The following is an 18909-nucleotide window of genomic DNA, read 5'->3' as shown; positions in this document are numbered from 1 at the left end:
GCGTCGAGCCCTGGTCTTTCAAGCCCTGATCTTATGAGCGAATCCCCCTCTCCCGGCTGGGTGCTGGTCACCGGCGCGGCCCACCGCCTGGGCCGCGAGATTGCGCTGGCCTTTGCCCGCGCCGGCTGGAGCGTGCTGTGCCACTACCGCCACTCGCAGGCCAAGGCGCTGCAGACGCAGCAGCTGGTGCGCGCGGCCGGCGGCATTTGCGAGCTGGTGTCCATCGACCTGGCGCGCCCGGACGCCGCCGCGCAGCTGCTGGCGCTGTGCACCGAGGTGGTCGGCCAGGCGCCGCGCTGCATCGTCAACAACGCGTCGATCTTCGAGGCCGACGACGCGGCCAGCGCCAGCGCGCCGGTGCTGGCGCAGCACCTGCAGACCAACACCGTCACGCCGCTGCTGCTGGCCAACGCGCTGGCCGGCTGGGTGCAGGCCAACGACGCCGGCGCGCCGCACGGCCACTACAGCGTGGTGCACGTGCTCGACCAGAAGGTGCACAACCTCAACCCCGACTATTTCTCGTACACCGTGAGCAAGCTGGCGCTGGCCGCCAGCGTCGCGCTGCAGGCGCAGGCGCTGGCGCCCCTGGTGCGCGTGTGCGGCCTGTCGCCCGGGCTGATGTTTCTGAGCGGCCCGCAGACGCAGGACAACTTCGACCGTGCCAGCCGCGTCAACCTGCTGCGCGAGCCGATCAAGCCGGCCGACGTGGCCGCCTGCGCGCTGTTCATCGCCGGCAACACCAGCCTCAACGGCTGCACGCTGCAGACCGACAACGGCCAGCACCTGGTGCCGCTGGCGCGCGACGTGATGTTCGCCATCGACGAAAATCCGGCCTCATGAATTCCATCCTGCTTGCGTTCGGCGCGCTGGACGCACGCCTTGCCACGCACTGCCGCGCGCTGAGCCTGCGCCGGCACGAACTGCCGGTGCGCATCGGCGTGCACGACTTCGAGCGCGGCGCGCCCCAGCGCCTGTGGTTCGACGTCGACCTGTGCGTGCGCCTGGAGCGCGCGCCGGCCGGGCGCGACGACATCGCCGACACGCTGGACTACGACTTCATCCGCGCCGTGATTGCGCACGCCGTGGGCGACGCCCACCACGAGCTGCAGGAGACGCTGTGCGACGCAGTGGCCCAGGCGCTGCTGGCCACGCCCGGCGTTGCCGCGCTGCGCGTGGCCACGCGCAAGCCCGACGTCTACCCCGACAGCGCCTCGGTGGGCGTGGAGCGCATCTGCATCAACCCCTGGCCCGCTGCCGCCCGCAACACCGACAAGCGCTGAAAGAGCGCACGACACCATGACCACCCACGCCACTTCCGGCACCGGCCAGCAGGTGCTGGCACTGACCGGCCTGCGCTTTGACGCCAACCTTGGCATCCTCAAGCACGAGAAGGAAGCGCCCCAGCCCATCCGGGTCGACGCCGAGCTGCACCTGGGCGAGCAGCCGCTGTCCCCGCGCGACGACGACATCCTGCACGTACTCGACTACCGCAAGGTGCGCCAGATCATCATCGACGAGTGCACGGCCGAGCACGTCAACCTGCTGGAGAGCCTGATCGGCAAGCTGGCCCAGCGCCTGCTGCAGCTGCCGGGCGTGATCGGCGCGCGGGTGAAGATCACCAAGCTGGAGATCTTCGACGACTGCGAGGTGGCGATCCGCGTCGAGACCGGGCAGTGGTAGCGGTCACTCCTGCGGCGGCTGCGCGTCCAGCCAATCCTGCAGCGCCTCGGCCGGCAGCGGCCTGCTGAACAGATAGCCCTGGTAGAAGCGGCAGCCCCACTGCGCCAGCAGCGCGCGGTGCTGCTCGGTCTCCACGCCCTCGGCGATCACCTCCAGCCCCAGGCTGTGGCCCAGGGCGATCACGGTCTGCGCGATCGCCGCGTCGTTGTGGTCTTCCAGGATGTCGCGTACGAAACCCTGATCGATCTTGAGCTGCGCCAGCGGCAGGCGCTTCAAGTAGGCCAGCGACGAGAAGCCGGTGCCGAAGTCGTCCAGCGAGAACTGCACGCCCAGCGCCTGCAGCTCGCGCATGCGCGCGATCACCGCCTCGATCTGCTGCAGCATCAGGCTCTCGGTCAGCTCCAGCTTGAGCCGGTGCGCTGGCGCGCCGGTCTCGACCAGCGCCTCGCGCACCTGCTGCACGAAGTCCTCCTGCTGGAACTGCCCGGCGCTGACGTTGACGGCCATCGTCAGGTGGCGGCGCGCGCCGTGCCGCGCCCAGGCAGCGAGCTGGCGGCAGGCGGTGTGCAGAATCCAGCGCCCCAGCGGCAGGATCAGCCCGGTCTTCTCGGCCAGCGGGATGAACTCCATCGGCGAGACCATGCCGTGGCCCTCCAGGCGCCAGCGGATCAGCGCCTCGACGCCGACGACGGTGCCGTCCAGCGCCAGCTGCGGCTGGTAGTGCAGCGCGAAGTCCTGGCGCTGCAGCGCCTCGCGCAGGTCGCGCTGCAGGCGCGCGCGGCTGCTGACCTCTTCGAGCATCTGCGGCTCGAAGAACAGAATGGTCGACGGCCCGGCCTCCTTGGCCTGGTTGAGCGCCAGGTCGGCGCGGCGCAGCAGCTCCAGCGGCTCGTCCTGGCCATCGCCGAAGACGACGATGCCGACGCTGACGCTGCAGTGCTGCTGCAGGCCCGCCAGGTCGATTGGCGGCGCCAGCGCGGCCAGCAGGCGCTCGGCCAACCGCTCGGCCTCGTGCGCGGCCTCGCCCTGCGTGTCGGGCAGACCTTCGAGCAGCACCATGAACTCGTCGCCACCCAGGCGAAAGCCGGTGCCCGCCTCGGTCAGCGCATCGCGCAGCCGCTCGGCCACGCTGCGCAGCAGCCGGTCGCCCTGGGCATGGCCCAGCGTGTCGTTGACCGCGCGAAACTCGTGCAAGTCCAGGTACAGCAGCGCGCCCAGGCGCTGCTGCGTCTGGCACAGCGCCAGCGCCATCTCCAGGCACTGCATGAACTGGCTGCGGTTGGGCAGGCCGGTCAGGCTGTCGACAAAGGTCAGCTGCTGGATTTGCGCGTGCGCCCGGCGGTAGTCGGTCACGTCGTGCGTCACCCATAGAAAGCAGGGTTCGCCGCCCACGTCCAGCAGGCTGGCCGACATCAGCACCGTGAGCGCCCGGCCGTCGCGGTGGTACAGCGTCTGCTCGCTGTTGCGGCAGCCTCCGTCGCGCAGCACCTGAGCAACCAGCGCGGTGCGCGCCTTTTCGTCGCGCCAGATGCCCAGATCCAGCCCCGAGCGGCCCAGCACCTGCTCGCGCGGCCAGCCAAACAGCTGCTCGTAGCCGTCGTTGACGTCCAGGTGGCTGCCGTCCGACACGCGCGTGATGTCCAGCGCGTCCGGGCTGGTGCGAAACGCCGAGCGGTAGCGCGCCTCGCTCTCCTGGCGCTCGCGCTGGCGCAGCTGCAGCTCTTGCAGCAAGCGGTTGAAGCCCTGCACCAGCTGGCCGATCTCGTCGCTGCGCACCTGCGGCAGCGGTGCCAGCGCACGCTCGCCGCGCGCCATCGCGGCCAGGCGCCGGGCCATGTCTTCGAGCGGGCGCAGTTCGCGGCGCAGCATCCACCACAGGCCGGCCGCGGTCAGCAGCGTGAGCGCCAGCGCGGCCAGCGCAATGGCGTTGCGCAGCGCATTGAGCGGCGCGAACACCTGCACCGCCTGCTGCGCCACCGCCACCAGCCAGCGTGCACCGCCAAGCTGGCGCACCGCCACCAGCAGGGTGCCGTCCACGGGGTCGTGGTACACCGCATTGCCCTCGCCGCCATCGATGAAGCGGTCGATCACCGCGTCGCGCCCCTCGGGTTCGAGTGACTGCATCAACTGGCCGGGCACGCTGGACGCAATGATGGTGCGCGTGCCGCGGTCGACGACGTAGTAGTCGCTGGCGCTCTCGGAGCCGGGCGTGACGATCGGGCCGAGCAGGCCCGACTCGCGCAGCTTCACCAGGCCGACGACGGCGCGCGGCACCCCATTGCCTGCCACGGGCATGGGAACGGCCATGGACAACACTGCATGGTCGGCGCTGGTGTGCTGCGCCGGGGTGCCCAGGGCCACGTGCCCTGCCAGCGCCTGCTGCACGAACGGAGCCTGGGTCTCGACACCGGGCTGGGCCCACAGCCGCAGCGGAAACGACGCCTGCATCGCGCCCGCGCCATCGACCACGTAAAAACCGCCGTCAAACATCTGCTGCAGCGCTGGCAGGTTGGCCAGGCGCTCCTGCAACTGCGCGGGCCGATCCGCCGCCATGTCGGCCAGCGACCGCGCCACGGCCAGCAGCGCGTTGCGCCGCTCCTGCAGCGTGCGCTCGAGCTCGCGCGCCAGCAGGCCGGCAATCGACAGCTGCTGTGCCTCGATCTGCGCGCCCAGGCCTGCGCGCAGCCGGTGGTCGGCATAGCCCGCCAGCGCCCAGATGCCGGCCAGCACCAGGGCCAGCGCGGACAGGGCGATGCGCAGCTTGAGCGAGGACACCAGGGCGGGACGTGGGAGCATGGGCGATGAAAACAGCGTGGCCTGGGGAAAAAACTCTTTTGGATGCACCAACATTAGCACGCACGCCCCGGCGGGAAGCAGGCGCGGGTGCGATTGCGCGAAAATACCGACTGTTTCCCCCCTGTGCTGCCCTTTTTCATGACTGCCGTGAGCGACACCCCCTGGAGCGCGCAAGACGCCCCCACTGCCGAGCCCCTTGAAACCGACGCCGCCAGCGCCCGCACGCGCGCCGAGCGCGAGGCGCACAAGCTGGAAAAACGCCTGTGCCGCGAGATGGGCCGCGCAATCACCGACTTCAACATGATCGAGGAAGGCGACCGCGTCATGGTCTGCATGTCCGGCGGCAAGGACAGTTACACGCTGCTTGACATATTGCGCAAACTGCAAAAACGCGCGCCGATCCAGTTCAGCATCGTCGCGGTCAACCTCGACCAGAAGCAGCCCGGCTTTCCCGAACACGTGCTGCCGGAGTATTTCAAGAGCCAGGGCATCGACTTCCACATCGAGAACCAGGACACCTACAGCGTCGTCAAGCGCGTCGTGCCCGAGGGCAAGACCACCTGCAGCATGTGCTCGCGCCTGCGCCGCGCCATCCTCTACCGGGTGGCCGACGAGCTGGGCGCGACGAAGATCGCGCTGGGCCACCACCGCGACGACATCGTCGCCACGCTGATGCTCAACATGTTCTACGGCGGGCGCATGAAGGGCATGCCGCCCAAGCTGGTCAGCGACGACGGCCGGCACGTGGTCATCCGCCCGCTGTGCTATGTGCCCGAGCGCGACACCATCGCCTGGGCGCAGGTGCAGCAGTTCCCCATCATCCCGTGCAACCTGTGCGGCAGCCAGGAGGGGCTGCAGCGCGTCGTCGTCGGCCAGATGCTGCGCGAGTGGGAGAAGAAATTTCCCGGGCGCATCGAAAGCATGTTCCGCGCCATGGGCCACGTGGTGAGCACGCACATGATGGACCCCAGGCTCCACGACTTTGCCGGCGCGCGCGCCACCGGCGTGGCCGACCCGAACGGCGACACCGCGTTCGACGAGGAGGAGTTGCCAATGCCGGTGCAGGTCATGCGCTCGCGCGCGCAACTGGCATAGTCAAACCCTGATTCCTACCCTGGAGGTCGCCATGTCCTGGTCACGCCTTTTGACGGTTTTGCTGCTCTCCGCCAGCGCCCTGCTGGCCGGCTGCGCCGGCCCGCGCCTGGTTGAGAGCGATGTGAGCAGCTACTCCACGATGCACCGGCTGCCCAGCCCGCCCACCTACCGCATCGACCTGCTGCCGTCGCAGCAGTCGCAGCTCACCGTGTTCGGCCCGATCCGCGAGCAGGCCGAGCAGGCGCTGGCGCGCGCCGGCCTCACGCGCGACGACGCCCGCCCCAGCCTGCTGGTCGAGCTGGGCGCCGAAGGCGGCCTGGCCGTCCCCGCCTACTGGCCGTACTACGGCGATCCCTTCTACGGCCGCTTCGGCTGGGGCATGGGCTTTGGCGGCTGGCACCGCCACGCCGGTTTCGGCATGGGCTGGATGATGGACGCACCGCCCACGCTCTACCACCGCCAGGTCAGCATCGTGATGCGCGACGCGGGCACGCGCCAGGTGGTGTTCGAGAGTTCGGCCGTCTACGAAGAGGTCTGGACCAGCGACCCCTTCATCTACGGCGTGCTGTTCGACCAGGCGCTCAGCGGCTTTCCGACGCCGCCCAGCGGCCTGCGCAAGGTGCGCACCGAAATCCTGCCGCCACCCAAGCCCGGGGCGGATGCCGCACCGGCGGCAGATACCGTACCGGCGCCTGCGCCCGCACCTGCCAAGCCCTGATGCAGGCCACCCGCATCATCGCGGTGCGCCACGGCGAGACCGCCTGGAACGTGGACACGCGCATCCAGGGCCACCTGGACATCGCGCTCAATGCCACCGGCCAGTGGCAGGCGCGCCGCCTGGCCCAGGCGCTGCGCAGCGAGGACATTGCCGCCATCTACAGCAGCGACCTGGCGCGCGCGCGCGAGACGGCCCAGGCCGTGGCCACGCTCAGCGGCGCGCCGCTGCTGGCGGATCCCGGCCTGCGCGAGCGCAGCTTTGGCGACTTCGAGGGCCGCACCTTCGCGCAGATCGAGCGCGAGCGCCCCGAAGACGCACGCCGCTGGCGCCAGCGCGACCCCGGCTTCGTGCCCGCCGGCGGCGAGTCGCTGTTGATGCTGCAGGAACGCATCGCGCAGACCGTCGCCACGCTGGCCGCGCGCCACGACGGCGAGCAAATCCTGCTGGTCGCCCACGGCGGCGTGATGGACATGCTCTACCGCCTGGCCACCCACCTGCACCTGCAGGCGCCGCGCACCTGGCAGCTGACCAACGCCGCGATCAACCGCCTGCTGTGGACCGGCGAGAGCCTGGCCCTCGTCGGCTGGGCCGACACCCGGCACCTGGACGGCGCCAGCCGCGACGAGTCGCTGTCCTGATACGGCTTTTCGCCGTGCCAGCAGCAGCCAATCGCGGCGAGGGCGCCGCGATCAATGCCCTGCCAGCAGATCCCAGGCAAGACCCTGGACAGGCACCAAGGCGTACCGCAGACCACGCCAGACCGCCACCCGCCCCAATCGCTCAGGGTTGCCGCTAGCGCCCACACGCCCCGCGCACCGGACAATGGCCCGCCATGTCCCCCAGCCAGATCATCGTCCTCGCCACACCGGTGTTTTTCGTCCTGATGGCGCTGGAATACGCCGCGGGCCGCGCACGCGGGCGGGCGGTGCTGCCGCTGGCAGACGCCATCGGCAGCCTGAACCTGGGCATGCTCAGCCAGACCAGCGCGGTGTTCACGCGGCTGCTGCGCATCGGGCTGTACGCGCTGGCGTTCGAGCAGGTGGCGCTGTGGCGCAATGACGCGTTCTGGACCAGCTGGCATGGCTGGCTGCTGGCGCTGCTGCTCTACGACTTCTGCTACTACTGGCTGCACCGCATGGGCCACGAGGTGGCGGTGCTGTGGGCCGCGCACGCGGTGCACCACCAGAGCCAGCACTACAACCTGTCCACCGCGCTGCGCCAGACAAGCTCGGGCGCGCTGCTGGGCTGGCTGTTCTACCTGCCGATGGCGCTCGCCGGCGTGCCGCCGCTGGTCTTCGTCGTCGTCGGCCTGGTCGACCTGCTCTACCAGTTCTGGGTGCACACCGAGCAGGTCGGCCGCCTGGGCTGGTTCGACCGCTGGTTCTGCAGCCCGAGCAACCACCGCGTGCACCACGCGGTCAACGACCGCTACCTGGACAAGAACTACGGCGGCATCCTCATCGTCTGGGACCGGCTGTTCGGCACCTTCGAGGACGAGAACCCGCACGAGCCCTGCGTCTACGGCACGCGCTCGCGCCTGGACAGCTGGGATCCGCTGTGGGCCAACGCCCAGGTCTATGCAGACATCGCGCACACCAGCTGGCACGCGCGGCGCTGGCGCGACAAGCTGCGCGTGTGGCTTGCGCCGCCCGGCTGGCGTCCGGCCGACGTGGCCGAGCGCTTTCCCAAACCCGCCTTCGACATCACCGACATGCCGCTGTTCAACCCACCGATGACGCGCGCGCTGCGCTGGTTTGCCGCCGCGCAATTCGCGTTGCTGCTGGCCGGCGTCGCCGCCTTTCTGTGGCAGGCCGACGGCGCGCCGCTGGCCACCAATCTGCTGTGGTTCTGCGTGCTGCTGGCCTGCCAATGGGCACTGGCGGCGGCGGTGCAAGGACGCCTGTCGGCCTGGGAGGCGCTGATGATCGAGGCCGGCGCGCTGGCCACTGCGACGAGCGCGCTGGGCCTGGCGCAGTGGCACCACCTGGCCAAGCCGGCGGCCATGGTGTTTGCGCTGGCAGCAGTTGCTTTTCATACCTGGCGCGCGCAACAGCGCAGCGCGGCCGCCCCGCTCATCCTGCTGTGCGGCGCGCTGCTCGCCTCGCTTGCCGGCGACGCCGCGCTGATGCTGCCCGACCTGTTCATCCCCGGTCTGGTCGCCTTTTTGCTGGCCCACCTGTGCTACCTGGCGCTGTTTCGCCTGGGCGCGCCGTGGTTCGCCCACCGCGGCGCGCTGGCAGCCACGCTGGCGCTGGGCGCGGCCATGTATGCGCTTCTGTGGATCGGCGGCCTGCCGCCGGCGCTGCGCGCACCGGTGGCGGCCTATGTGCTGGCGATCGCATTGATGGCCGCGCAGGCCTGGGCGCGCTGGGCCGTGCTGCGCGACGCGCCGGCGCTGTGGGTGGCTCTGGGCACTTGCAGCTTCATGCTCAGCGACACACTGCTGGCGGTCAACCGCTTCGTGCAGCCGCTGCCCTGGTCGCAGGTTTGGGTGCTGGCCAGCTACTACACGGCGCAGGTGCTGATCGTCGTCGGCCTGCTGCGCGGCGCTGCGCGCCAGCGGCACTGACCGGCCAGGCCCAGCCAGCCCGTAGCCGCGCCGCGGCCGGGGTATTTGTTATTTTCATATCCAGATAAACAAACAAAGTTTTATTCGTTTTCGTTTGATTGGATTGTTTCCAGAATGCGCGGCATCCGTCCTTCCGAACGAAAGCACCACACATGCCTACCCGCCGCCAATGGCTGCACTACCCGCTGGCCGCCGCGCTGGGCCCTGCCCTGCCGGCCCGGGCCGAGCCGCTGCAACTGCTCAACGCCTCCTACGACCCGACCCGGGCGTTCTACACCGAGTTCAACCAGGTCTTCGCCCGCCGCTGGCAGGCGCAGACCGGCCAGCCACTGCGCGTGCTGCAGTCGCACGGAGGCTCGGGCAAGCAGGCGCGCTCCATCATCGACGGCCTGCAGGCCGACGTCGCCACGCTGGCGCTGGGCGGCGACATCGACGCGCTGGCCGAGCGCGGCCTGCTGGCCCGCGACTGGCAGCAGCGCCTGCCTTTCAGCAGCGCGCCCCATACCTCGACCATCGTCTTCCTGGTGCGCAAGGGCAATCCCAAGGCGATCCGCGACTGGAGCGACCTGGTGCGGGCCGGCGTGCAGGTCATCACGCCCAACCCCAAGACCAGCGGCGGCGCGCGCTGGGCCTACCTGGCCGCATGGGAGTTCGCGCGCCGCCAGGGCAGCCCGGCGCAGGCGCCGGACTTCGTCGCCCGGCTCTACCGCAACGTGCCGGTGCTCGACACCGGTGCGCGCGGCGCCACGCTGACCTTTGCACAGCGCGGCATGGGCGACGTGCTGCTGGCCTGGGAGAGCGAAGCGCTGCTGGCGCGCAGGGAGCTGGGGGCGGATCGGTTCGACATCGTCATGCCGCCGCTGTCCATCCTGGCCGAGCCCAGCGTCGCCGTGATCGACAAAGTCGTGGAGAAGAAAGGCACGGCCGCGCCGGCCCGGGAGTATTTGCAGCACCTGTATTCCGACGAGGGCCAGGCGCTGGCCGCACGCCACGGCTACCGCCCGCGCAACGAGAAGATTGCCGCCCAGCACGCGCAGCAGTTCCCGGCGCTTGAGCTGTTCGGCATCGAGCAGGCCTTCGGCGGCTGGGCCCAGGCGCAACGCCAGCACTTTGCCGACGGCGCCAGCTTCGACCAGATTTACCAGCGCTGACCGCCGTCATCTCCCGCACAGCATTTCCGACGATGAAGTGCAATTGACGAAAGTTGCCGTCATTTGAATGCATGTTCATGAATGTCGTTTTTCGTTGTAGCCAACATCGGCAAATATGCGCTTATCTGCATTCAATTGCCGCTATTTTTAGGTTGTTTTGAGCGGTTTTACGGGCATTGTTTTTGCCCCGGGTTTTTTGCCCTCGGGGTCTTCATGGCGCGCCACGGCCTTCCTAGAATGCGCTGGACATGAACGCAGCCCTCGGCGCGTGCGCTCAAACGCCATGAAATTCCTGCGAAACACCTTCTTTTTCACGCAAACGCCGTCATCTGCACCCACCGACACACCCGCTGCGCCGCTGGCGGGGGGCGCTGATGGTGCCTCGGCCGGCTGGCAGCTCAGCAGCGTGGGCCTGCGCCGCGGCGCAACGCAGGTGTTCGACGCGCTGGATCTGCGGCTCGACGAGCCGCGCATCGGACTGATCGGGCGCAACGGCGCGGGCAAGACCAGCCTGCTGCGCATGCTCAGCGGTCTGGAGACGCCGCACGCCGGCCGCATTGCCTGGCGCGGCCAGACGCTGCACGGGGACGGGCGCAGCCACGCGCCGGGGCGCCATGTGGGGCTGATGTTCCAGAACCCCGACGATCAGATCATTTTTCCGACGGTGCAGGAAGAACTCGCCCTGTCCTGGCAAAGCGCGCACGGTGGCGACCGCCACGGCGCACGCGAGGGCGTGGCGCAGTTTCTGCACCAGCGCGGCATGGCCGACTGGGGCCCGCGCGCCGTCGCGGCGCTCAGCCAGGGCCAGCGCCAGTGGGTGTGCTGGCTGGCGCTGCTGCTGGCCGGCCCCAGCGTGCTGCTGCTCGACGAGCCCTACGCCAGCCTGGACCTGCCCGGCCAGCTGCGCATGGCGCACGACATTGCCGCCAGCGGCCAACAGATCATCGTCTCCACCCACGTGCTCGACCATGTGCGCGGCCTGGATCGCGTGCTGTGGCTGGACTGCGGCCGGGTGCGCGCCGACGGCCCGGGCGCGCAAATCTGCGCCGACTACGAGGCCTGGGTGCGCAGCGGGCACCAGCCACGAGCAGACGCCGGCCAGCGGCCGCTGGAGACTTGAACATGGGCAGCCTGTACAGCGAAACCCTCACCTGGCTGCACCGCGTGCGCGCCGGCCACAAGCTGCTGGCCATGGCGCTGCTGGGCACGCTGCTGTTCCTGCTGCAGCAGCCGCTGCAGCTTGCCGCCTGCGCGCTTGCCTGCGCCGCGCTGTACGCCAGCCTGGGCACGGCCACCCGGCCCGCGCGCCGGCTGATGGTGTCGGTGCTGGTCGCGGCGGCGCTGGTGGCGCTGTTTCACCTGTTGATGGGCCGCCCCGCGCTTGCAGCCACCAGCGCGCTGCGCATCGGCTGCGCGTCCTGCCTGGGCGTGCTGTTGACCGTGAGCACCCGCAGCAGCGACCTGGTCGACGTGCTGCAGTGGCTGCTGCAGCCGCTTGGCATGCTGGGCGTGCAGCCCGCGCGCCTGGCGCTGCAGCTTGCGCTGATGCTGCGCTTTACCGAGCATTTCTTCGTGCAGTGGAAGAAGCTGGACGACGCCTACCGCCTGCGCACCGGGCGCGCCGCCGGGCTGCGCCTGGTCGCGCCGCTGACGGTGCAGATGCTGCAGACCGCGCGCCGCGTCGGCGACGCGCTGTGGCTGCGGCTCGGGTCGTGACGCCGCCATCCTGCCGCCGCCCTCCCCGCCTCCCTCGTTTCTGACCCGGAAAGTCCTTGCCATGTCCACCTCCCTGAGCCGCCAGCAGGCGCAATCGTTCTCCCTGGTCGCGCTGATGGCCGCGCTGATGGCCGTACTCGGCCTCATTCCCAAGATCGACCTGCCGTTCGGCGTGCCAATCACCGCGCAGTCGCTGGCCGTCATGCTGGCCGGCTGCCTGCTGGGCGCGCGGCGGGGCTTTCAGGCCATTGCGCTGTTTCTGCTGGCGGTGGCCGTGGGCCTGCCGCTGCTGTCGGGCGGGCGCGGCGGCCTGGGCGTGTTCATGGCGCCGTCGGTCGGCTATCTGGCCGGCTACCCGCTGGCCGCGGGCGTCACCGGCGCGCTGATGGCGCGCCTGCCCGCGGCAACGCCGCGGCGCATCGCCCTCAGCGCCTTTGCCGCGTCGGTGCTGGGCGGGGTTGTGTTTCTGCACGCCATGGGCATTGCCGGGCTGATGCTGATGGCCAGCATGCCGCTGCGCCAGGCTGTGATGATCGACCTGGCCTTCGTTCCGGGCGACCTGATCAAGTGCGCACTGTGCGCATTGGTGGTGCACAGCATTGCCTGGGCGCTGCCCGACTGGCGCATGGGGGGCCGGGCGTGACCGCGACGGCCGTCCGCCCGCCATCGCCGCAGCCCGTGCGGCAAAGCCGCGCCGCCGCGCTGCAGCAGCTGCTGGCCGGCTGCGCCCAGGTGCACGAGCCGCTGGCGCACTGGGCGCGCCTGCGCCCGCACGCCGCTGCGCTGGCCGACGAACACCAGACGCTCAGCTTCCGCCAGCTCCACCAGCGCGTGCAGCAGCACGCCGCACTGCTTGATGCGCAGCGCGCGCCGCACACCGTGCTGCTGGACGGCGCGCTGGACACGGCCTGGACGCTGGTGCAGTTTCTCGGCACCACCGCCAGCGGGCGCTGCGCCGCCGTGGGCGACGCAGCCTGGCCGGCGCCGGTCGCCCGGTCGGTGCAGGCCGCGATTGCCGCGCTGCCAGCGCCCGCGCCGCAGGCCGACCCAGGGCTGGCACCGTTCTACGTCGGCTTTACCTCGGGCAGCAGCGGCCAGCCCAAGGGGTTTCGGCGCCACCACCGCTCCTGGATGGAGAGCTTTCGCGTCAGCCTGCAGGACTTTGGCGACGCGGCCGGCGCCCGCGTGCTGGCGCCCGGGCGCATGGCGCATTCGCTGTTTCTCTTTGGCGCGATGCTGGGCCTGGCCAGCGGCGCGGGCGCTGTGGTGCAGGCGCAGTTCTCGGCCGAGCGCATGCTGCACGACCTGGCGCAGACCGAAGTGCTGGTGGCCGTGCCCAGCCAGCTCATCGTGATGCTGCAGCTGGCGCGCCGGCGCGGCCAGGCGCCTTTGCCGGGCGTGCGCCTGGTGCTGATCAGCGGCGCACGCTGGATGCGCGAGCACACGGCCGCATTGCGCCAACTGCTGCCAAATGCACGCATCGTCGAGTTCTATGGCGCGTCCGAAGCCAGCTACATCACCTGGATGCACTCTGGCGCCCACGCTCCCGCCCAGGCCGTCGGCCGCGCATTCAGCAATGTGGAGCTGCGCATTGGCGACGACCCGCACGCACCGCTGCCCATCGGCGCGCCCGGCCGCATCTGGATGCACAGCCCCATGCTGTTCATCGACTATGTGCATGCGCACGACGGCTCGGCCGCGCTGCAGCAGGACGGCTGGCTGTCTGTGCGCGACGTCGGCTGGCTGGACGCGGACGGCCTGCTGCACCTGTGCGGGCGCGAAAGCCGCATGCTGGTCACCCAGGGCAAGAACCTGTTTGCCGAAGAGGTCGAGGCCCGCCTGCTCGACCACCCGGCCGTCACACAGGCCAGCGTGACCGGCGCCGCCGACGCGCTGCGCGGCACGCGCGTGCACGCAATCATTGCGGCAGCGCCAAGCCAGGTGCTACCCGGCGCACCGGAGCTGGCGCGCTGGTGCCGCGACGCGCTCGAAGCCTACAAGGCGCCGCGCCACTGGTGGTGCTGGAGCGGCCCGTGGCCGCTCACGCCCAGCGGCAAGACCGACCACGCGGCACTGGCCCGCGCACTGGCGCAGCACCTGGCGCAGCCGCAGGGCGGCGGCCCGCTGCAGCCGCTGCCCCGGCAGGACGGCGCATGACCGCGCCCGGCGGCTGGCCCATCATCGGCTGGGCGCGCACGCCGATTGCGCCGGTGGGCGGGGCCCTTGCGCACTGCGCCCCGCACGATCTGGCCGCGCCGCTGGCGCGCCACCTGCTGGACCGGGCCGGCCTGCCTGCCCACGCGGTGGACGCCGTGGTGCTGGGCAACGCGCTGGGCGCCGGCGGCAACCCGGCGCGGCTGCTGGCGCTGGCCGCCGGCCTGCCCGAGGCCACGCCCGCGCTCACGCTCGACAGCCAGTGCTGCAGCGGCATGGACGCCATCACCCAGGCCTGCGCGCTGCTGGCGCTGGGCCAGGCGCAGTTGGTGCTGGCCGGCGGCAGCGAGTCCTGGAGCCGCGCGCCGCTGCGCATGCACGCACCGCACGCGGCGGGCGGCGCGCCGCAGCCCTACGCGCAGCCCGCCTTCACCCCCTGGCCGCAGCGCGACCCCGACATGCTCGACGCCGCGGCCGACGCCGCCGCTGCCCTGGGCCTGACGCGGACGCTGCAGGAGGACTACGCGCTGCTGGCCCACGCCCGCGCCTGCGCATCGCAGGAAGCGGTGCAGGCAGACACCGTGGCGCTGGCCGGCCTGGCGCGCGACAGCTTCCCGCGCGCCTACAGCACACGGCGCGCGGCCCGCCTGCCCGCGGTGCGCCAGCGCACCGACGCCCGGGGCCGCGACTGCGGCCTGACCGCGCTGACGGTTGCGCCCAAGGCCGACGGCGCCGCGCTGCTGCTGCTGGCCCACCCCGACGCCTGCCGCCGCTGGCGGCTGCGCCCGCGCGCGCTGTGGCTGGACGCCTGCGCGCGCGGCGGCGCTCCCGAGGCGCCGATGCTGTGCGCCCAGCAGGCGGCAGCGGCGCTGCTGCAGCGCCACGGCCTGCAGCCGCGGCAGTTGGCCGCCATCGAGCTGCACGACGCCTTTGCCGCGCAGGGCCTGGCCTTTGCCGACGCGCTGGGCCTGCCCTGGCAGGCGCTGAACGCGGGCGGCGGCGCGCTGGCGCGCGGCCATCCCATCGGCGCATCGGGCGCGATTGCCGTGGTGCACGCGCTCGGCCACCTGGCCGCTGCCAACGCATCCACCGGCGCACCGGCCCTGGCCTGCGTGGCCAGCGCCGGCGGCCTGGGCAGCGCCACGCTGCTGGCCAGCTGCAACGGACTCACCCATTGACCATGCATTTCGACCTTCCGATGCCGGCGCGCGCTCTGCCCGCACAGGCGGGCGCCACCGCCGCGCACGCCGTGCAAACCGCCCACGACGCGCTTGCGCGCACCCGCCATTCGGTGCGCGCCTTTCTGCCCACGCCGGTGCCGCTGGACTGCGTGCAGTCGCTGCTGCAGACCGCGCGCCAGGCGCCCAGCGGCGCCAATCTGCAACCGGGCCATTTCTGGCTGGTGCAACAGCCGCTGCGCCAGCAATTGAGCGACGCGGTAGTCCACGCCAGCCGCCACGGCCCGGAGCAGGCCGAGGACTACGACTACTTTCCCCGCCCGATGCCGATGCAGCTGCGCAAGCGCCAGGTGGCGGCGGCGCAGGCGCTGTACGGACAGCTGGGCATTGCGCGCGGCGATGCGGCGGCGCGCCAGCGCCACTTCGAGGACAACTATCGCTTCTTCGGCGCGCCGGTGGCGCTGATCGTCACCATCGACGCCGCGATGGGCGCGGGCTGCTACATGGATCTGGGCATGGCCTTGCACGCGCTGCTGCTGGCCGCGCATGCGCGCGGCCTGGGCGCCTGCGCCATCGGTGCGTTCGCGTCGTTTCCGGACACGGTGCGCAGCGTGCTGGCGCTTCCCGACGCGCACAAGGTGGTCTGCGGCGTGGCGCTGGGCCACGCCGACCCGGCCCACCCGGTCAACGCCACGCGCACCGCGCGCGAGCCGCTGGCGTCGTATTTCACGGTGCTGGGCGGGGGTTGAACCACGCGCCTACCGCGGCTGCGGCGCGAGCCAGCGGCCGTCGTAGATGCACGCGGCCGGCCCATCCATCAGCACGGTGTGGCCCTCGCCCTGCCAGGTGATCGACAGATCGCCGCCCGGCAGCGAAACGCGCACGCAGGCGTCGAGCAACCCCAGGCGCCGCCCGGCCACCACGGCCGCGCAGGCACCGGTGCCGCAGGCCAGCGTCTCGCCGGTGCCGCGCTCGTATACGCGCAGGCGGATGCGGCCCGGCGCCACCACCTGCATGAAGCCGACGTTGACCCGCTGCGGAAAGCGCGCGTGGCGCTCCAGCAGCGGGCCAAGCTGCGCCACCGGCGCCCTGTCCACGTCGGCCACGCACAGCACCGCGTGCGGGTTGCCCATGCTGACGACGGCAAGCTGCACCGGCTGGCCCTGCACGTCGACGCGGTAGCGCAGCGCGGGCGCGTCGGCCGCGAACGGAATCTCGGCCGGCAGCCAGCGCGGCGCGCCCATGTCCACGCGCACCTCGCCGCCGGCCAGCACCTGCAGCTCGATGGCGCCGGCGCGCGTCTGCACGCGGATGCGGTCCTTGTCGGTCAGGCCCCGGTCGCGCACGAAGCGCGCAAAACAGCGCGCGCCATTGCCGCACTGCTCGACCTCGCCGCCGTCGGCGTTGAAGATGCGGTAGCCAAAGTCCACGCCAGCGTGCGGTGCGGGCTCGACCAGCAGCAGCTGGTCGAAGCCGACGCCGAAATGCCGGTCGGCCATCGCGCGGATCTCATCCGGCTGCAGCGCAACTGCCTTGCGCGTCGCGTCGATCACCACGAAGTCGTTGCCCAGGCCGTGCATCTTGGCAAAGCGCAGTGCCGGGCGGTGCGCCGTCATGGCGTGGCGGGCAACGCGCGCTTGTGGCGCGTGGCCTCGAAGGCGCGCACGATGCGTTCGAAGTCGCCCGCATCGACGCTCTGGCCGTGCAGAAAGGCGTCGATTGCCGCGTAGCGCACGCCGTGCGCCGCCTCGTCGGGCAGGCCGGGGCGGCCGTCCTCCAGGTCGGCCGTCGGCACCTTGCGCACCAGGTGTTCGGGCGCGCCCAGCGCCTCGCCGATCGCGCGCACCTGGCCCTTGACCAGGCCGGCCAGCGGTTCCAGGTCGCAGGCGCCGTCGCCGTGCTTGGTGAAAAAACCCATGACTGCCTCGGCCGCGTGGTCGGTGCCGATGACCAGACCGTTGGTGGCGTTGGCAATCGCGTACTGCGCGACCATGCGCACGCGTGCCTTGATGTTGCCCAGCACGCTGTCGTGCTGGGGCGTGGCCAGCGGCTGCAGCAGGTCGGCCAGCGGCGCAGCCAATGCCGTGACCGCGCCTTCGATGGCTACGGTGCGCACCTCGTCGGGGCGGATGAAAGCCAGCGCCGCCTGCGCGTCGGCCTCGTCGAACTGCGCCCGGTACGGCAGGCGCACCGCGATGAAGCGCCAGCGCCCGTCGCCGGTCTCGGCACGCAGCCCTTCGGCCGCCAGCTGCGCCAGCCGCCCGGCGACCGACGAGTCGACGCCGCCGCTGATGCCCAGCACCAGCGTGCGGGTGTGGCTGGCGCGCAGCTGCGCCTGGATGAAGGCGACGCGCCGCGCGATCTGCGCCTGCACGTCGGCGGGGCCGGCAAACGGCGGGGTGACCCGCAGGCTGTCGATGATGGCTTGTTGTGTCGGGTGCATGGCGGGCTCCTCAGCGTGGCGGCCAGGTGTCGGGCGGGAAGTCCAGCGTAGCAAAGTGGTCTTGCAGCGTCTCGGCGCGGCGAATGCGCTCGACGCGCCCGTCACGGGTGAGCAGCAGTTCCTGCGGGCGCAGCCGCCCGTTGTAGTTGAAGCCCATCGCGTGGCCGTGCGCGCCGGTGTCGTGAATGACGAGCAGGTCGCCGTCGTCGATGGACGGCAGCGGCCGCTGCACCGCGAACTTGTCGTTGTTCTCGCACAGCGCGCCGACCACGTCGACCGGCACGTCGCCCGCCCCGGCCGGTTTGCCGGGCACGTCGATGTGGTGGTAGGCGCCGTACATGCCCGGGCGCATCAGCGCCGACATGCAGGCGTCGACGCCGACGTACTCGCGATAGCTGTGCTTGTGGTTGATCGCCCGCGTGACCAGCACGCCGTGCGGGCCGGTGACGTAGCGCCCGCTCTCCATGTGCAGCGCCGGCGCCCAGCCGTGCTGCGCGCGAAACTGCGCGAACAGCCCGGCCGCCTGCGCGCCCAGCGCCTCGACGTCGAACTCCGCCTGATGCGGCTGGTAGGGAATGCCCAGGCCGCCGCCCATGTTGACGAAGTCAAAACGGATCGCAAGCCTGTCGCTGAGCGTCTGCACGACCGACAGCAGCATGGCGATGGTCTCGACCATGTAGCGGTAGTCCAGCTCGTTGGACGCCAGCATGGTGTGCAGGCCGAAGCGTTTTGCACCGCGGGCGATGGCCGCGCGGAATGCGTCTTCGATTCTCTCGTGCGGCACGCCGTACTTGGCCTCGACCGGGTTGCCGATGATGGCGTTGCCACTGCGCGCCGGTCCCGGGTTGTAGCGAAAGCAGATCCGCTCGGGCATGCGCGGCAGCTTGGCGACCAGACTGACGTCGTCCAGGTTCAGGATGCTGCCGCCGTCCGCCAGCGCCGCGTCGAACTCGTCGGGCGCGGTGTTGTTGGAGGTGAACATCAAATCGTCGCCACGCGCACCAATGCCGCGCGCCAGTTGCAGCTCGGCCACCGAGCTGCAGTCAAAGCCAAACCCCAGCTCGCGCGCGATTGCCAGGATGCGCGGGTTGGGCAGCGCCTTGGCCGCGTAGTACTCGCGAAAGCCGGGCACGCCGGCAAAGGCGCGGTTCAACCGCTCGCCAGTGGTACGGATGCCGGCCTCGTCGTAGAGGTGGAACGGCGTGCCGAAGTGCTCGGCGATCTGGGGCAGCAGCGGGTACAGGCGCTGGCGCAGGGAGGGAGATGCGGGCATATCGGGCTTTCGGATCAGTGGATGGCTGTCTTGCACCTTCCCCCTTTGGGGGAAGGTGGGGATGGGGGCCGGTGGAGCGCCGGCGTCCTGCCGGCATGGTGGCGCGGGCGTCGCCGGCCCCCACCCCTGCCCTCCC

18 protein-coding genes are annotated in these 18909 nt (G+C 71.1%); 14 read left to right on the top strand and 4 right to left on the bottom strand.

The window, feature by feature from the left end; all coding sequences use genetic code 11:
* Window positions 1–33 precede the first annotated feature (33 nt).
* Genes ABD767_RS03815 through ABD767_RS03805 form a run of 3 tightly spaced genes read left to right on the top strand, consistent with a single transcriptional unit; the run spans window position 34 to window position 1680 of the window.
* Window positions 34–840, top strand: a complete 807-nt coding sequence (locus tag ABD767_RS03815; RefSeq protein ID WP_103044258.1) for an SDR family oxidoreductase — start codon at window positions 34–36, stop codon at window positions 838–840.
* Window positions 837–1280 (top strand): dihydroneopterin aldolase, encoded by a 444-nt coding sequence (locus tag ABD767_RS03810; protein WP_103044257.1) that lies wholly within the window; start codon window positions 837–839, stop codon window positions 1278–1280. The genes ABD767_RS03815 and ABD767_RS03810 overlap by 4 nt, the downstream gene beginning before the upstream one ends.
* Window positions 1281–1296: 16 nt before the next feature.
* Entirely contained in the window at window positions 1297–1680 is a 384-nt protein-coding gene (locus tag ABD767_RS03805) for a dihydroneopterin aldolase (protein WP_103044256.1), read from the top strand.
* Between the two features lie 3 nt (window positions 1681–1683).
* Here the strand turns inward: ABD767_RS03805 and ABD767_RS03800 are convergent, their stop codons facing one another.
* Window positions 1684–4476: an EAL domain-containing protein gene (locus ABD767_RS03800; RefSeq protein WP_146031444.1), complete on the bottom strand. Its 2793-nt coding sequence runs from the start codon at window positions 4474–4476 to the stop codon at window positions 1684–1686.
* A 138-nt stretch (window positions 4477–4614) separates the two neighbouring features.
* On the opposite strand from ABD767_RS03800, the gene ttcA reads away from it, so the two are divergent.
* From ttcA to ABD767_RS03745, 11 genes are all read left to right on the top strand, one after another.
* The gene (ttcA, locus tag ABD767_RS03795; protein WP_103044267.1) at window positions 4615–5571 is read left to right on the top strand and encodes a tRNA 2-thiocytidine(32) synthetase TtcA; all 957 of its coding nucleotides are present in this window, start codon (window positions 4615–4617) and stop codon (window positions 5569–5571) included.
* Window positions 5572–5602: 31 nt separating this feature from the next.
* A complete protein-coding gene (locus ABD767_RS03790) occupies window positions 5603–6289 on the top strand; it encodes a DUF4136 domain-containing protein (RefSeq protein WP_103044254.1) in 687 nt (228 codons plus the stop codon).
* Window positions 6289–6927 carry a histidine phosphatase family protein gene (locus ABD767_RS03785; protein WP_103044253.1) on the top strand — a complete coding sequence of 213 codons (639 nt, stop codon included), beginning with the start codon at window positions 6289–6291 and terminating at the stop codon, window positions 6925–6927. Before ABD767_RS03790 ends, ABD767_RS03785 begins: the two co-directional genes overlap by 1 nt.
* A gap of 194 nt (window positions 6928–7121) precedes the next feature.
* On the top strand, window positions 7122–8858 hold the full coding sequence (locus tag ABD767_RS03780; protein ID WP_103044252.1) for a lysoplasmalogenase family protein: 1737 nt from the start codon (window positions 7122–7124) through the stop codon (window positions 8856–8858).
* Between the two features lie 152 nt (window positions 8859–9010).
* The gene (locus tag ABD767_RS03775; RefSeq protein WP_103044251.1) at window positions 9011–10009 is read left to right on the top strand and encodes a sulfate ABC transporter substrate-binding protein; all 999 of its coding nucleotides are present in this window, start codon (window positions 9011–9013) and stop codon (window positions 10007–10009) included.
* A 283-nt stretch (window positions 10010–10292) separates the two neighbouring features.
* Complete coding sequence (locus ABD767_RS03770) at window positions 10293–11129, top strand: ATP-binding cassette domain-containing protein (protein ID WP_103044250.1); 837 nt, start codon at window positions 10293–10295, stop codon at window positions 11127–11129.
* A 2-nt stretch (window positions 11130–11131) separates the two neighbouring features.
* Window positions 11132–11725, top strand: coding sequence for a CbiQ family ECF transporter T component (locus tag ABD767_RS03765; protein WP_103044249.1), 594 nt, complete (start codon window positions 11132–11134; stop codon window positions 11723–11725).
* Window positions 11726–11786: 61 nt separating this feature from the next.
* On the top strand, window positions 11787–12368 hold the full coding sequence (locus tag ABD767_RS03760) for a biotin transporter BioY (protein WP_103044248.1): 582 nt from the start codon (window positions 11787–11789) through the stop codon (window positions 12366–12368).
* On the top strand, window positions 12365–13882 hold the full coding sequence (locus ABD767_RS03755) for an AMP-binding protein (protein WP_344868291.1): 1518 nt from the start codon (window positions 12365–12367) through the stop codon (window positions 13880–13882). The genes ABD767_RS03760 and ABD767_RS03755 overlap by 4 nt, the downstream gene beginning before the upstream one ends.
* Entirely contained in the window at window positions 13879–15057 is a 1179-nt protein-coding gene (locus tag ABD767_RS03750; protein WP_103044247.1) for an acetyl-CoA C-acyltransferase, read from the top strand. The genes ABD767_RS03755 and ABD767_RS03750 overlap by 4 nt, the downstream gene beginning before the upstream one ends.
* A 20-nt stretch (window positions 15058–15077) precedes the next feature.
* Window positions 15078–15806 carry a nitroreductase family protein gene (locus ABD767_RS03745; RefSeq protein WP_103044265.1) on the top strand — a complete coding sequence of 243 codons (729 nt, stop codon included), beginning with the start codon at window positions 15078–15080 and terminating at the stop codon, window positions 15804–15806.
* 9 nt (window positions 15807–15815) lie between these two features.
* Here ABD767_RS03745 and dapF read toward each other — a convergent pair whose 3' ends face one another.
* Genes dapF through ABD767_RS03730 form a run of 3 tightly spaced genes read right to left on the bottom strand, consistent with a single transcriptional unit; the run spans window position 15816 to window position 18773 of the window.
* Complete coding sequence (dapF, locus tag ABD767_RS03740) at window positions 15816–16673, bottom strand: diaminopimelate epimerase (RefSeq protein ID WP_344868288.1); 858 nt, start codon at window positions 16671–16673, stop codon at window positions 15816–15818.
* Window positions 16670–17500, bottom strand: coding sequence for an ammonia-dependent NAD(+) synthetase (gene nadE / locus ABD767_RS03735; protein ID WP_103044245.1), 831 nt, complete (start codon window positions 17498–17500; stop codon window positions 16670–16672). Before nadE ends, dapF begins: the two co-directional genes overlap by 4 nt.
* 10 nt (window positions 17501–17510) lie before the next feature.
* Window positions 17511–18773, bottom strand: coding sequence for a type III PLP-dependent enzyme domain-containing protein (locus ABD767_RS03730; protein WP_103044244.1), 1263 nt, complete (start codon window positions 18771–18773; stop codon window positions 17511–17513).
* Window positions 18774–18909: the final 136 nt, after the last annotated feature.

This window comes from Comamonas faecalis (assembly GCF_039538025.1).
In the GTDB taxonomy this organism is placed as follows: Bacteria; Pseudomonadota; Gammaproteobacteria; order Burkholderiales; family Burkholderiaceae_C; genus Comamonas_C; species Comamonas_C faecalis.
Note: the sequence above shows the minus strand (reverse complement) of the source record. Positions and strands in the feature narration are given on the sequence as shown.

Excerpts from the sequence above, each read along its gene's own strand:
- ABD767_RS03815 (WP_103044258.1), top strand. The coding sequence starts at position 34 with ATGAGCGAATCCCCCTCTCCCGGCTGGGTGCTGGTCACCGGCGCGGCC.
- ABD767_RS03810 (WP_103044257.1), top strand. The coding sequence starts at position 837 with ATGAATTCCATCCTGCTTGCGTTCGGCGCGCTGGACGCACGCCTTGCC.
- ABD767_RS03805 (WP_103044256.1), top strand. The coding sequence starts at position 1,297 with ATGACCACCCACGCCACTTCCGGCACCGGCCAGCAGGTGCTGGCACTG.
- ABD767_RS03800 (WP_146031444.1), bottom strand. The coding sequence starts at position 4,476 with ATGCTCCCACGTCCCGCCCTGGTGTCCTCGCTCAAGCTGCGCATCGCC.
- ttcA (WP_103044267.1), top strand. The coding sequence starts at position 4,615 with ATGACTGCCGTGAGCGACACCCCCTGGAGCGCGCAAGACGCCCCCACT.
- ABD767_RS03790 (WP_103044254.1), top strand. The coding sequence starts at position 5,603 with ATGTCCTGGTCACGCCTTTTGACGGTTTTGCTGCTCTCCGCCAGCGCC.
- ABD767_RS03785 (WP_103044253.1), top strand. The coding sequence starts at position 6,289 with ATGCAGGCCACCCGCATCATCGCGGTGCGCCACGGCGAGACCGCCTGG.
- ABD767_RS03780 (WP_103044252.1), top strand. The coding sequence starts at position 7,122 with ATGTCCCCCAGCCAGATCATCGTCCTCGCCACACCGGTGTTTTTCGTC.
- ABD767_RS03775 (WP_103044251.1), top strand. The coding sequence starts at position 9,011 with ATGCCTACCCGCCGCCAATGGCTGCACTACCCGCTGGCCGCCGCGCTG.
- ABD767_RS03770 (WP_103044250.1), top strand. The coding sequence starts at position 10,293 with ATGAAATTCCTGCGAAACACCTTCTTTTTCACGCAAACGCCGTCATCT.
- ABD767_RS03765 (WP_103044249.1), top strand. The coding sequence starts at position 11,132 with ATGGGCAGCCTGTACAGCGAAACCCTCACCTGGCTGCACCGCGTGCGC.
- ABD767_RS03760 (WP_103044248.1), top strand. The coding sequence starts at position 11,787 with ATGTCCACCTCCCTGAGCCGCCAGCAGGCGCAATCGTTCTCCCTGGTC.
- ABD767_RS03750 (WP_103044247.1), top strand. The coding sequence starts at position 13,879 with ATGACCGCGCCCGGCGGCTGGCCCATCATCGGCTGGGCGCGCACGCCG.
- ABD767_RS03745 (WP_103044265.1), top strand. The coding sequence starts at position 15,078 with ATGCCGGCGCGCGCTCTGCCCGCACAGGCGGGCGCCACCGCCGCGCAC.
- dapF (WP_344868288.1), bottom strand. The coding sequence starts at position 16,673 with ATGACGGCGCACCGCCCGGCACTGCGCTTTGCCAAGATGCACGGCCTG.
- nadE (WP_103044245.1), bottom strand. The coding sequence starts at position 17,500 with ATGCACCCGACACAACAAGCCATCATCGACAGCCTGCGGGTCACCCCG.
- ABD767_RS03730 (WP_103044244.1), bottom strand. The coding sequence starts at position 18,773 with ATGCCCGCATCTCCCTCCCTGCGCCAGCGCCTGTACCCGCTGCTGCCC.